This is a genomic window from Fodinicola feengrottensis, assembly GCF_039530045.1.
GTDB lineage: Bacteria > Actinomycetota > Actinomycetes > Mycobacteriales > HKI-0501 > Fodinicola > Fodinicola feengrottensis.
Genome location: NZ_BAAANY010000046.1, coordinates 1 through 12,608, shown reverse-complemented (window position 1 = coordinate 12,608; position 12,608 = coordinate 1). Strand labels below are relative to the sequence as shown.

The following is a 12,608-nucleotide window of genomic DNA, read 5'->3' as shown; positions in this document are numbered from 1 at the left end:
CTTACTTGGCGCGGTAGATGACCTGGATCTCGGTGAAGCCGTAATAGCCCCAAGGACCGTTCTCGACGCCGATGCCGCTCCACTTGGTTCCGGCGAAAGGCTGGCTGGGCGAGAGCACCAGGTGGGTGTTCACCCAGGCCGTCCCGCATTCCAGTTCGGCCGCGACCGCCGCGGCGCGGTCGGTGTCGGCCGACCAGACCGAGCCGGAAAGGCCGAAGTTGGTGGCATTCGCCCGGCGCAGAGCGTCGTCGACATCACGGTAGACGATGACCGGCAGAGCGGGACCGAACTGTTCCTCGTCCACGATCCGGGCGCCGTCGTCGATGTTGTCCAGAATGGTTGGCTCGAAGAAATATCCCGGCCCGTCGACCGATTTTCCACCCGCCGCGGCCCGTGCGCCACCGGCCACCGCGTCCGCCACCAACTCCGAAACCCGCTCGTACTGCGGTCGGTTGTTGATCGGCCCGAGTTCGGTACCTTCCGCGGTGCCGTCACCGACCTTGGCCGCCTTGGCCTTCGCGGCCAGCGCTTCGACCAGCTCGTCGTGCAGATTTTCCGGCACGTACAAGCGTTTGATCGCCGAACAGACCTGACCGTTGTTGGCGAAGGCGCCGTCGAAGATCTTGCCGGCGACCTCAGCTGGGTCGGCATCGTCGAGCACGATTGCCGCGTCGTTTCCGCCCAGCTCCAGGGTGACCCGCTTCAAGTCCGGAGCTGCCGACGCGGCCACCTTCTTGCCGGTAGCGATCGAGCCGGTGAAGGAAACCTTGCGGGGCACCGGATGTGCGGTCATCAGACCGCCGAGTTCGTTGCCACCGCTGACGACGTTGAGGACGCCCGGAGGCAGCACGTCCCGCAGCACCTCACCGATCTTCAACGACACCAGTGGAGTGAACGGCGACGGCTTCAGTACGAGCGTGTTGCCGGCCCGCAATGCCGGCGCGATCTTCCAGAAAGCCAGCAACAGCGGGAAATTCCACGGCGTGATGGCGGCGACCGGACCAATCGGGCGGCGGACCACCTCGGCGAGCCCACGCTTGTCGTCCTGGATGATCTCCCGAGGGAGCTCCAGCCCGGCGAAGTATTTCAGCCAGGCTGCCGATCCGTAGACCTCGGTGGCCGCTTGAGAGAGCGGTTTGCCCTGCTCTGCAGTCAGAAGTGGGGTCAGCTCACTGGCCGCGGCGACGATCGCCTCAGCCGCCGCCAGCATCGCCTTGCGGCGGGTGTCCTCGTCTTTTCGCCACGTGACATAGGCGTCCGCGGCGGCACTCATCGCGCTGTCGAGCTGGTCGGCCGTACACTCCGGAGCCTGCGCGAAAACCTCGCCAGTGGCCGGATTGACGACGCCGAAGGTGGCTGCGCCCGCCGCCGCCTTGCCGCCGATGGTCATCGTGAAGTCGGTCATCGAAGCCCCTTCTGTTTCTTCTCTGGAAGACGATCATGCCTCGGGTTTGGCTCCTGGCCAAGGCGGCAGGTCTGTCAGATAGTCCTCGCTGACCCGCAGCGGGAACTTGGCCGGCCGTTTCTCCAGGAAAGCCTTGACGCCCTCGGCGACATCGCCGGACTGGCCGAGCTGGAAGATCGCCTTGGAGTCCAGCCGGTGCGCCTCCCACGGGTTGGCCGCACCGAGCATCGACCACATCAGCTGTCGGGCCGCGGCCACCGCGACCGCGGACGTGTTCTGCGCGATCTCCGCGGCCAGCGCGTACGCCGCGTCCAGCAGTTTGTCCGCGGGATGCACGTACGACACGAGTCGGCCAGATTTCGCTTCCTCGGCATCGAAAATTCTGCCAGTAGACACCCACTCCATCGCCTGCGAGATGCCGACGATACGAGGCAGGAACCAGCTGGACGCGGCCTCCGGAGTCAGTCCACGGCGCGCGAAGACGAAGCCCATTCGGGCGGAGTCCGCGGCGAGCCGGATGTCCATCGGCAGCGTCATGGTGAGCCCGACACCGACGGCGGGGCCGTTTATCGCGGCGATCACTGGCTTTCGCATCGCCGCGATCCGCAGGGAGAGGACGCCACCACCGTCTCGCGGCACACCGTCGACCATTTCCCTGACATCGCCTCGCACTTGACGAGCATCGGCGTCGAAGCTGCTGGCGCCGCTGGAAAGATCCGCGCCAGCGCAGAACGCCCGGCCTCGGCCGGTAACGACGACAGCACGCACATCGTCGTCGCCATCGGCCTGGTTCAGGGCATCGACGAGTTCGCCGAGCATCACGTGGGTGAAGGCGTTGAGCTTTTCTGGCCGGTCGAGGGTGATGGTGGCCACCCGGTTTTCGGCCTGATAGGAGATTTGCTCGTACGACATCAAATGCCGAGTCGTTCGGCCAGCTGCTCGGCGGGATCCCCGAACAACAGCTCCGACGACTTCGCGCGCTTGTAATAGAAGTGCGCATCGTGTTCCCAGGTGTAGCCGATCCCGCCGTGCAGCTGAATTGTCCGTGCGGCGACCCGGAAATACGCCGGCGAAACACTGGATCGTACGAGTGCGGCCGCTGTTCGCAGCTCGTCGAGATTGTTGTCAGCGACCCAGGTCGCATACCGCAGGACCGACGACGTCAGTTCCCAGTCCACGTACGAATCGACGCAGCCATGTTTGACCGCCTGGTACGACCCGATCAGCCGGCCGAACTGGACCCGGACTTTCGCGTAGTCCACCGACATTTCCATCGATCGAGCGAGTCCACCGACCTGCTCCGCGGCCAGCGCGACCGCAGCCAGGTCGGCCATCGCGCGCAGCGCCGCCGCCGCGTCCGCACATTCCAGTTTCCGGGCCGATACCTGGGAAAACTCGAGCCTGGCCAGCCGCCGGGTGGGGTCCAGCACGGCCAGTGGCGTACGCGTCAGGCCAGCTGCCTGCCCGTCGACCAAAAAGAAACCTTCGTCGGCATAGACGATGATCACGCCGGCGGTGGCGCCATCGACGACGAGGTTCTTCTGTCCATTGAGGACCCAGCCGGTGTCGGTAGAGGCCGCCTCGGTGTTGGTTGTGCCCGGATGCCAGTACACGCTGTCCTCAGCGACCGCGACAGTGCCGGTGATCTCACCGGACGCGAGTCTTGGCAACAGGTCCGCACGCGCCTGCTCGTCATCCAGCGTCAGCAGCGCGTCAACCGCCAACACAGCGGACGAGAAGAAGGCCGACGGCACCAGAAAGCGGCCCATTTCCTCCAGCACCACAGATCTTTCGACGTGCCCCGCGCCAGCACCGCCGTACGACTCCGGCACCACCAGCCCGGTCAGGCCCAGTTCGCTGGACATTCGCTTCCACAGCCCAGCGTCATAGTCGGCGCCATCCACCACCGCCCGCACGGCGGACATCGGGACTTGGTCCTGGAAGAACTTACGAACCGTCGCGCGCAGGTCTTCCTGTTCCTGGGTGAGTACGAGTTCCATGTCGGCTCCGATGTCAGTTCGTCCGCTGGGTGCCGACCTTCAGGTCCCGGAACGGCACGTCCCGGTCGACCTGAGGCTCCTTGGGTAGGCCCAATACCCGCTCGCCAATGATGTTGCGCTGAATTTCGTTGGTGCCACCGGCGATCCCGATGCCAGGCGCGCCGACGATCCCGGTCGTGAGCTCGGCCGCGGCCTGGTCGTCCGGCAGCCATCCGACGGCGTCCGGGCCGGCCACCGAACCGGCGACATCGGCGCTGTGGTTGGCAACCACCGCGCCGACCAGCTTCGCGACCGAGCCGCGAGCGCCGATCGGCTTGCCAGCAAAGGCTTCCTGGCGCATCCGTACGGTCAGCAGCCGTAACTCCTGCTGCCGCACGTAAAGCTCGGTCAGCTTGGCTCGTACGGCCGGATCGGTCGAATTCCCGGCCCGTCGCGCGCTTTCCAGCAGTGACCCAAAAGCCAGCGGATCCGATCGCGGCGCCATCGACGTACCAATGGAAACCCGCTCATGCCCGAGCATGGTGACCGCGGCCCGCCAGCCGTCGTTCACGGTGCCGATCACCGCATCACCGGGAATGTGTACGTCCGTGAAGAAAACCTCGTTGAACGGCGCGTTCCCGGTCATCACCCGCAACGGCCGGACGTTCACGCCGGGCGCGTGCATGTCGACGACAAACATGGTGAGCCCGCTGTGTTTGGGCTTGTCTACATCCGTACGCGCCAGCACCGCACCGAAATCGGCGAACTGCGCGTTCGTCGTCCACACTTTCTGGCCGTTCAGCACCCAGTCGTCGCCGTCACGGACCGCCCGCGCCTGCAGGCTGGCCACGTCGGATCCCGCACCAGGCTCGGAAAACAGCTGACACCAGATCTCCTCACCGCGCAGCAGCGGCTTGATATATCGGGTTTTCTGCTCGTCCGTACCAAGATCCAGCAGGGTCGGGCCGCACATGCCCATGCCGATGATGAACGGATAGGTCGGCAGGTCGTACTTCTGCGCGATGCCGCTGAAAGTCAACTGCTCGGTCATACTCAGTCCCTGACCACCGTACTGGGTCGGCCAGGTGATGCCGGCGAACCCGGCGTCATATAACTCGGCCTGGAAACGCTTCGCGTCGGCCAGCTCCGCTGAGCCGTCGGTCGGTGCGTGCGCGGAGAGCCAACCGGCCGCGCGAGCCGCGAAATCGCTCATCGGACGAGCTCCAGGATGGTACCGTTCGCCATGCCGCCGCCTTCACACATTGTCTGCAGGCCGTACTGAATCCCGTTGTCGACCATGTGGTGCACGAGCGTGGTCATCAGCCGGGCACCGGAACCGCCGAGCGGATGTCCGAGCGCGATCGCGCCACCGTTCGGATTGACTTTCTCCCACGGTGCTCCGATTTCGGTCAACCAGGCGTCAATGATGGGCGCGAACGCCTCATTCACCTCAAAAGCGCCAATGTCATCTACCTTGAGCCCGGCCTTTTCCAGCACCTTCCGGGTAGCTGGGATCGGGCCGGTGAGCATGCTGACCGGATCCACGCCAGCCAGCGAAAAAGAATGGAACCGGGCCAGCGGAGTGAGGCCGAGTTGCTCGGCGATCTCGCTGGTGGTGATGAGCATCGCGGCGGCGCCGTCGGAAATCTGCGAGGAATTGCCGGCGGTCACGACGCCGTCGTCCTGAAAGGCCGGTTTCAACCCGGCCATTTTCTCCATCGACGTTTCCCGCCGAATTCCTTCATCGACCTCAAAAACTGTCAGGTTTCCTTCGTTGTCCAGCGCTTGTACGGGCGCGATCTGCTTCTTGAACCGGCCGGCGTCGGTCGCCTCGGCGGCCCGGCGATGCGAGTCCAGGCTGATCTGATCGACCTGCTCGCGGCTGATATTCCAGCGTTTGGCCACCATTTCGGCGCCGATGCCCTGGTTGAAGCCGTCGACGCCGTATCGCTCGCGGACCCACTCGCCCCACGGGCTGCCGCCGGTGCCGCGCGCGGATCCCATCGGCACTCGGGTCATCGACTCGACACCACCGGCGATCACCAGGTCATATTGCCCGGCCATCACACCGGCGGCGGCGAAATGCGCCGACTGCTGGGAAGATCCGCACTGCCGGTCGACCGTGGTGGCCGGCACCGACTCCGGCCAGCCGGCCGCAAGCACAGCGTTGCGGCCGATGTTGCCGGCCTGCTCGCTGACCTGCATGACACAGCCCCAGATCACGTCGTCGATCCGCGCCGGCTGCACCCCGGCCCGGGCGACCAGGGCCTTGAGCACCTGCGCGGACAGGTCCACCGGATGGACGTTGCGCAAGGCTCCTCGACGCTTGCCCAGCGGCGTACGGACGGCTTCGACGATGACGGCATCGCGCATGTTGGCTCACCTCTTCGTACGAGAGTTACCCCCGTCACAGAACTTACTGAGCGATCGCTAACTTGACAACAGGTCGACCGAGTCAAGGCAGTGAACAATGCCTCAGGACTTCTTACGCGCGCGAGAGCGTGGCCGATATCCGACAGCTCCGAGTGCGATGGAGACATATCGCCGCGCCATCTCCTCAGGCGACACCGGCCCGTCCAGGTGATACCAGCGGGCGACCGCGTTGCACGCGGTCAGCACCATCCGGCGGGACTCCTCGGCGAACTCGGTGGTGAAGTCGCCGGCCGCCACGCCCCGCTCGATGATTTCGCCCAGCGTCGTCTCCAGGCGATCCCGCAGAGCGATATAGCGAACTCGATTTTCCGGCTCCAGGCTGCGAATCTCGCTGTCCAGCAAGCCCTGCGAGCCGCGCGAGGCCATGTAGAGCACGATGCACTCGACAATCGCCGAGAACTGGTCGACCGGCTCGCCGCCGGCCTCGGCCACCGCGGCCTCGCAGCGCTCCAGCAAGCCCCCCATCGAGCCCATCAGCAGCTCGACGAGCAGCGCCTGTTTGTTCTCGTAGTGGTAGTAAAGTGCCGGCACGGTGACGCCGACCCGGCGCGCGATGTCCCGGACCGTGGTGGCGTGATAGCCCTGCTCCTCGAAGGCTTCCAGCGCACAGGCCAAAATCGGCGGCAGCACGTTGGCGCCGAAGATCCGCCAACGTCCCCCTTCGACCTGCTCCATATCCAGCTCAACCTCGGCTTTGGCCGGCACTGCGCCTCCCTTCCCAACGGAACGAACGAATCTACTCGCCTTTCCACACCGGCTTGCGTTTTTCGGCAAAGGCGACGGCACCTTCGCGGGCGTCCGCGGAACCAAAAACCGGCCCAACGATTTTGCCCTGCTCAGCGAAGGCCTCCTGGTCGGTCCACTTGACCACTCCGGCGACGATCTGCTTTGTCGCTCGTACGGCCAAAGGCCCGTTCTGCCCGATGCGCGCGGCCAGTTTCTTCGCCTCCGCCAATGCCTGTCCCGGTTCGACCAGGCGGTTGACCAGGCCGTACCGATGCGCGGTCTCGGCAGTGAACGGATCGCCGGTCAGCGCATACTCCATCGCCAGTTGGTACGGCAGAACCTTGGGCAGCCGGAGCAGTCCGCCCGCCGCGGCCACCAGTCCGCGAGTGACCTCGGGAATGCCGAACTTCGCCTCTTTCGAGGCCACGATCAGGTCGGCGCTCAACGCCAGCTCGAAACCGCCAGCCAGCGCCCAGCCTTCCACCGCGGCGATCATTGGCTTGGTCGGCGGCTGCTGGGTGATCCCGCCGAAACCGCGACCGGGCAACGACGGAGTTTCGCCGCGGGCAAAGGCTTTCAGGTCCATGCCAGCGCTGAACGTGCCACCAGCGCCGGTGATGATACCTATCACCAGGTCCGGCCGACTGTCGAGTTCCTCCACCGCGGCCGCGATGCCCTCGGCGACCGACTTGTCGACCGCATTACGGGCCTGGGGTCGGTTAATGGTGATCACCAGGACGCCGTCCGCGATTTCGGTCAGCACGCTGTCGCTCACTGAGCCACCTCCGTTAGCCGTTGGGGAGCAGGACGGGTTTGACTACCTCGCCGGCAAGCGCGGCCTGCTCGGCCTCGTTGATCCGCTCCAGCGGGAAAGTCTCGACCAGCCGATCGAACGGGAAGCGGCCCTGCTGCCACAAATCGATCAGTTTGGGCAGGAAGACCTGCGGCACCGCGTCACCTTCAAGAATGCCCTTGACATTGCGCCCAAGCGCCAGCACCGAAGCCGGTAGGATGAGATCGCCTTTGACGACACCGAGCAGGCCGCACGTACCCGTCTGTCGCAGCGCGGTGATCGCATTGACGATGACAGCGGGAACTCCGGTCGAATCCAACGCGAACTGAGTGCCCGAGCCGGTGATTCCGCGGATCTGACGAACAACGTCGTCGGTCGAGCCGTCGATCGTATGGGTGGCGCCGAGTTCGGCCGCCAGCTCCAGCCTTTTCGGGCTCACGTCGACCGCGATGATCTTCGCCGCGCCGGCTACCCGCGCCGCCATCACCGCACTGAGCCCGACCGCGCCCGTACCGTAGACCGCGATCGACGTACCAGCGGTGACACCGAGCGCGATCAGCACCGACGCGGCACCGGTCTGCATGCCGCAGCCCAGCGGTCCGAGAATTTCCAGCGGGAGCGAGGAATCGACCTTCACGACGTTACGCGCGGCCACGATCGAATGGCTCGCGAAGGACGATTGACCGAACCAGCGAGCCGAAATCTGTTTGCCGTCGGCGTCCTGCATGGGCGCGGAATCCCCCAAACCGACACCAGTCAGGTTGCGTACCAAAAATGTGTCACAATAGGCCGGATGGCCGGCATAGCAGTTTTCGCAGGCACGGCAGGAATCGAAGGTGAGTACGACATGGTCGCCCGGCTCGAGGCCGGTCACCGAGGGCCCGATTTCCTCGACCACTCCGGAGCCTTCGTGACCGGCCACGATCGGTGGCATGGCTGGATAGTCCGGCACTCTGGGCAGCAGATCGGTGTGACAGATGCCGGCGCCACTGATCCGTACCAGCAGCTCGCCGGTTCCGGGCGCGGCCAGCCGCACGTCCTCGATCACGTACGGCCCGTCCTTTGCCCGCAGGACGGCGGCCCGCGCCCGCATTACCGCGGCGCCATCCGGATCGCGCCGTCCAGCCGGATGACCTCACCGTTGAGCATCGGGTTTTCCACGATGTGCGCGGCCAGCGCGGCATACTCCGGCGGCTGGCCGAGCCGGCTCGGGTGCGGCACCTGGGCGCCGAGGGATTTCTTTGCCTCGTCCGGAAGTGCGCCGAGCAGCGGCGTTTCGAAAAGGCCCGGCGCGATAGTCACGACTCGTACGAGCATGCTCGCGAGATCACGCGCGATCGGCAAGGTCATGCCGACAATCCCGCCTTTTGAGGCGGAGTAAGCGGCCTGACCGATCTGGCCGTCAAACGCGGCCACCGACGCCGTGTTCACGATGACACCGCGCTCGCCGTCAATCGGCTCGGTCTTGACGATCTCGGCGGCGGCCAGCCGGATGACGTTGAAGGTGCCGATCAAGTTCACCTGGATGACCTTGGCGAACGCGTCCAACGGGAATGGTCCGTTTTTGTTGACCGTACGGTGCGCGTTGCCGATGCCGGCACAGTTCACCGCGATCCGCAGCGGGCCGAGCCCGACGGCGGTCTGCACCGCGGCGGTCACCTGCCCCTCGTCGGTCACGTCAGCGGCCACGAAAGTCGCGCTGTCGCCCAATTCCTCGGCGATCTGCTTGCCCTGCGACGACGGCAGGTCCAGGATCACCGCCTTGGCGCCCGACTCCACCAGCTTGCGCACGGTGGCAAGGCCCAGCCCCGATGCGCCTCCGGTCACCAGCGCGACGCTGCCCGCGATCTGCATCCGTCCATCCCTTCGTCCGTGGTCAGCCGCACCCTACCCGTTTAGCGATCGTTAGGTAAGTGTCGCTCGGGCGGCGGGCCGATCGGACGCATCAGCACCTCCTGCATCACCGAAGCGACCAACTTGCCGTCCTGGGTGAAGAACTCGCCGTTGACGAGCCCGCGCGCACCCGCCGCATTCGTGCTGTGCTGCGCGAACAACAGCCATTCGTCGGCCCGGCACGGCCGGTGGAACCACACCGCGTGGTCCAGCGAGGAGATCATCATGGTGGCCTCCGTCCGGTACGGCAGCGAAGCGGTGCTGGCCAGGCTGAGGTCGGAAATGTACGTCAGCGCGCAGACGTGCAACAGCGGCTGGTCATCCAGGCGATTGCGCGTACGCACCCAGAAACGCTGTCGATGGCGGGCCGGGTCGCCGCCGTCGGCCGGCCTCAGGTCCAGCACTCGGGTCACCGGCGAGTCGCGCATCCGGCCGCGACCCGGCGTGCTGCCGGTGACCTCCGGCGGAATCGCACTCACCGGCGGGGTCACCGGCATTTCCCGTTGATGGTCGAATCCCTCGGCAGGCACCTGAAAGGACGCCGACAGCGTGAAAATCGCCTCGCCGTGCTGCGTCGCGGTAATCCGCCGAGTGCTGAACGAACGGCCGTCGCGAGTCTTTTCCACTTGATAGAGAATCTGGTGGTCGGGATTGCCGGCCCGGACGAAATAGCCGTGCAGCGAATGCACCGGCCGCTGCGCCGGCACCGTCCGGCCGGCGGCAACCAGCGCCTGGGCCGCCACATTCCCACCGAAAACCCGCTGCGGCAGGCCGGAATGGCACCAGCCGCGGAACAAGTTGTCGTCCAGTTCCTCCAGCTCCAGCAGCGGCCCAAACTCGTGGGACGGGTCCGGTCCGGGATCGGGCTGCATCCGCGCCTCCCTGCGCTGGGCTGTGTCGCCATGAACATACCCAGCCTTCGCCGGTACGGCCCGGCGGGCGCATTGTCCGAGTTTGGCCGCGATGCCCCATCGCGGGCGACTGTCGCCCGCGACGAGGTATCGCGGGCAAACCCTTGACGGACTTTTTTTCGCTCCCGATTAAAGAGGAGAATTAAGGTCTGACCTGCGGTTTTGCGGCCGTACGAGCGATCTGTATCGATCTTGCCGCATATTGACATGCTCTCCTGCCGGGTGTTTCCTGCGTGTTACTCGCCGGGGCAGGCCCCGCAAACCAGCGGATCCCCGGCCACGGCGGGTCGGCGATGCAGCGGTCATGGCGGACCGCTGCGCAGGGTCGTCGTTCTTCGGTGAGTTCACTTTTCCCGTCGTGCCGAGGAAGGACTCGTCATGCCCGCGACCAGAGATCCCGGGCAGCCCAGGAGCTCACGCTTTCTGGCTGTCCTGGCCGCATTCACCGCCGGCGTCGCGCTTGGCGCGCTGCCGGTGAGCCCGGCGCACGCGGCCGCCGAGCCGGTGAACATCTGGTTGACCACCACGGATGACTCCGGTGGTCGCCATGTCACCCGCGGCCTGCAGCAGCAGGCCCCGATCGCGTTCGCGGCGAGCAGCCCGGGCGCCAACCAGACCATCACTGTCAACGAAAGCAACCGCTACCAGCAGTTCACCGGCGGCGGCGCGTCCTTCACCGACACCGCCGCCTGGCTGATGAACTCCAGCGGAGCCCTGTCCCAGACCACTCGCGACAACACGATGCGCGCGCTTTTCGACCCGGTGAACGGCATTGGCGTCGGCTTCCTGCGCAATCCGATGGGCGCGTCCGACCTGGCCCGCTACAACTACTCGTACGACGACCTGCCGTCCGGCCAGACCGATCCGAGCCTCGCACATTTCTCGATTTCCCACGATCTGGCCGATGTCATCCCGCTTTCCCAGCAGGCCAAGGCATTGAACCCGAACCTCAAGGTGATGGCGGTGCCGTGGAGCGCGCCGGGCTGGATGAAGGACAACGGCAAGTTCACCAACCGCGGCTGGCTGCAGTCTCAGTATTATGGGACGTACGCGCAATATTTCGTGAAGTTCATCCAGGCGTCGCAAGCCGCTGGCCTGCACATTGACTTCGTGTCCGCGCAGAACGAGCCGACCTGCTGCGGCTCCGACGACACGAACTACGGCTCGATGAACTGGAACGGCTCCGGCTTGGACACCTTCAGCAAGAACAATCTGCTGCCGGCATTCCACGCGGCCGGGCTGGACACCAAACTGCTGGTTCTGGACTATAACTGGGGAAATTACAACGACCTCGGTTCGGTCCCGATGGGCGACGCGGCGCTGCGCGCCGACTCGCTTTTTGGCGGCATCGCATGGCACGGCTACGGCGGGGACGTGAGTCAGCAGACCACCATCCACAACCAGTTCCCGAACACCGATGCCTACGACACCGAGCATTCCGGTGGCACCTGGATCGGCAACCAGCAGAACGAGGACATGAACAACATCATCAGCTATACCCGGAACTGGGGTAAAAGCGTGGTGAAATGGAGCCTCGCGGTCGACCAGACCATGGGCCCCAACAGCGGCGGCTGCAGCACCTGCACCGGGCTGATCACCGTCCACAATGGAGACAGCCGAAGCGGGCAGGTCGACTACACCATCGAGTACTACACGATGGGCCAGCTGACGAAATTCGTGAAACCCGGCGCGTACCGGATCGATTCCTCCGCCAACTCGACCGTGCCGAATGTGGCATGGCAGAACCCGGACGGGTCGAAGGCGCTGATCGCGTACAACGGCACCAACGGCACCCAGTCGGTGAAAGTCAACTGGGGCAACGAATCCTTCACGTACAACCTGCCGGCGGCCACCTCGGCGACCTTCACGTGGGCTGGTACACAGGGCAGCGGCGGCGGGGGCGGCGGCACCGGTGCGGTGACCGGCTACGGCGGGAAATGCATGGACGTGGCCGGCGCCAACAGCGCTAACGGCACCGCCGTCCAGCTCTACACCTGCAACGGCAGCTCCGCGCAACAGTGGTCCTTCAACTCCGACGGCACGGTGCGCGCGCTCGGCAAATGCCTGGACGCGGTCGGCAACGGCACCGCGAACGGGACCCGAACGCAGCTGTGGGACTGCACGGGCGGCGCCAACCAACAATGGCAACACACGGCGGGCAACGACATCGTCAACTCGCAGTCCAACAGATGCCTCGACGTGACCGGTCCCAGCACCGCGGACGGCACCCCGTTGCAGCTCTGGGACTGCACCGGCGCCGCCAACCAGAAATGGACCACGTAGGTCATTTTGGCCGCGACTCCTCATCGCACGTGGCTCGCCCACGCGGTGAGGAATCGCGGCCGTACGCCTAGTAGTACTTTGTTAGGTTCGTAGAATTTGGTGGCAGGTATGGCATGCGCCGGCCCAGGTGGCGAGGATGTGCTGGATTTCTCGTATTATTTGGTAAAGGGTTGGGGGTGGGCCGG

The 12,608-nt window shown here is 65.4% G+C and carries 11 protein-coding genes; 1 reads left to right on the top strand and 10 read right to left on the bottom strand.

Going from position 1 to position 12,608, the window contains the following annotated elements; genetic code table 11:
* Position 1: 1 nt before the first annotated feature.
* The 10 genes from ABD301_RS40545 to ABD301_RS40500 all read right to left on the bottom strand — a co-directional run bounded on the left by ABD301_RS40545 (position 2) and on the right by ABD301_RS40500 (position 10,101).
* Positions 2-1,405: an aldehyde dehydrogenase family protein gene (locus ABD301_RS40545; RefSeq protein WP_344315344.1), complete on the bottom strand. Its 1,404-nt coding sequence runs from the start codon at positions 1,403-1,405 to the stop codon at positions 2-4.
* Between the two features lie 33 nt (positions 1,406-1,438).
* A complete protein-coding gene (locus ABD301_RS40540; protein WP_163567610.1) occupies positions 1,439-2,317 on the bottom strand; it encodes an enoyl-CoA hydratase-related protein in 879 nt (292 codons plus the stop codon).
* Positions 2,317-3,405: an acyl-CoA dehydrogenase family protein gene (locus tag ABD301_RS40535; protein ID WP_344315343.1), complete on the bottom strand. Its 1,089-nt coding sequence runs from the start codon at positions 3,403-3,405 to the stop codon at positions 2,317-2,319. Before ABD301_RS40535 ends, ABD301_RS40540 begins: the two co-directional genes overlap by 1 nt.
* Positions 3,406-3,418: 13 nt before the next feature.
* Positions 3,419-4,597 carry an acyl-CoA dehydrogenase family protein gene (locus ABD301_RS40530; protein WP_344315342.1) on the bottom strand — a complete coding sequence of 393 codons (1,179 nt, stop codon included), beginning with the start codon at positions 4,595-4,597 and terminating at the stop codon, positions 3,419-3,421.
* Entirely contained in the window at positions 4,594-5,757 is a 1,164-nt protein-coding gene (locus ABD301_RS40525; protein WP_344315341.1) for a thiolase family protein, read from the bottom strand. Before ABD301_RS40525 ends, ABD301_RS40530 begins: the two co-directional genes overlap by 4 nt.
* Positions 5,758-5,859: 102 nt before the next feature.
* Positions 5,860-6,522 (bottom strand): TetR/AcrR family transcriptional regulator, encoded by a 663-nt coding sequence (locus tag ABD301_RS40520; RefSeq protein WP_279579769.1) that lies wholly within the window; start codon positions 6,520-6,522, stop codon positions 5,860-5,862.
* A 31-nt stretch (positions 6,523-6,553) separates the two neighbouring features.
* Entirely contained in the window at positions 6,554-7,318 is a 765-nt protein-coding gene (locus ABD301_RS40515) for a crotonase/enoyl-CoA hydratase family protein (protein WP_163567609.1), read from the bottom strand.
* A 13-nt stretch (positions 7,319-7,331) separates the two neighbouring features.
* Complete coding sequence (locus ABD301_RS40510; RefSeq protein ID WP_163567608.1) at positions 7,332-8,429, bottom strand: NAD(P)-dependent alcohol dehydrogenase; 1,098 nt, start codon at positions 8,427-8,429, stop codon at positions 7,332-7,334.
* On the bottom strand, positions 8,429-9,190 hold the full coding sequence (locus ABD301_RS40505) for a 3-hydroxyacyl-CoA dehydrogenase (protein ID WP_344315339.1): 762 nt from the start codon (positions 9,188-9,190) through the stop codon (positions 8,429-8,431). The genes ABD301_RS40510 and ABD301_RS40505 overlap by 1 nt, the downstream gene beginning before the upstream one ends.
* A gap of 41 nt (positions 9,191-9,231) precedes the next feature.
* Positions 9,232-10,101 carry an acyl-CoA thioesterase gene (locus tag ABD301_RS40500; RefSeq protein WP_344315338.1) on the bottom strand — a complete coding sequence of 290 codons (870 nt, stop codon included), beginning with the start codon at positions 10,099-10,101 and terminating at the stop codon, positions 9,232-9,234.
* Positions 10,102-10,518: 417 nt separating this feature from the next.
* Between ABD301_RS40500 and ABD301_RS40495 the strand changes: the two genes are divergently transcribed.
* Positions 10,519-12,423, top strand: a complete 1,905-nt coding sequence (locus ABD301_RS40495) for a ricin-type beta-trefoil lectin domain protein (RefSeq protein ID WP_344315337.1) — start codon at positions 10,519-10,521, stop codon at positions 12,421-12,423.
* Positions 12,424-12,608 lie beyond the last annotated feature (185 nt).

Coding starts and splice junctions, on each gene's coding strand:
- ABD301_RS40505 (WP_344315339.1), bottom strand. CDS start 9,190: ATGCAGATCGCGGGCAGCGTCGCGCTGGTGACCGGAGGCGCATCGGGG.
- ABD301_RS40525 (WP_344315341.1), bottom strand. CDS start 5,757: ATGCGCGATGCCGTCATCGTCGAAGCCGTCCGTACGCCGCTGGGCAAG.
- ABD301_RS40540 (WP_163567610.1), bottom strand. CDS start 2,317: ATGTCGTACGAGCAAATCTCCTATCAGGCCGAAAACCGGGTGGCCACC.
- ABD301_RS40545 (WP_344315344.1), bottom strand. CDS start 1,405: ATGACCGACTTCACGATGACCATCGGCGGCAAGGCGGCGGCGGGCGCA.
- ABD301_RS40530 (WP_344315342.1), bottom strand. CDS start 4,597: ATGAGCGATTTCGCGGCTCGCGCGGCCGGTTGGCTCTCCGCGCACGCA.
- ABD301_RS40535 (WP_344315343.1), bottom strand. CDS start 3,405: ATGGAACTCGTACTCACCCAGGAACAGGAAGACCTGCGCGCGACGGTT.
- ABD301_RS40510 (WP_163567608.1), bottom strand. CDS start 8,429: ATGCGGGCGCGGGCCGCCGTCCTGCGGGCAAAGGACGGGCCGTACGTG.
- ABD301_RS40500 (WP_344315338.1), bottom strand. CDS start 10,101: ATGCAGCCCGATCCCGGACCGGACCCGTCCCACGAGTTTGGGCCGCTG.
- ABD301_RS40495 (WP_344315337.1), top strand. CDS start 10,519: ATGCCCGCGACCAGAGATCCCGGGCAGCCCAGGAGCTCACGCTTTCTG.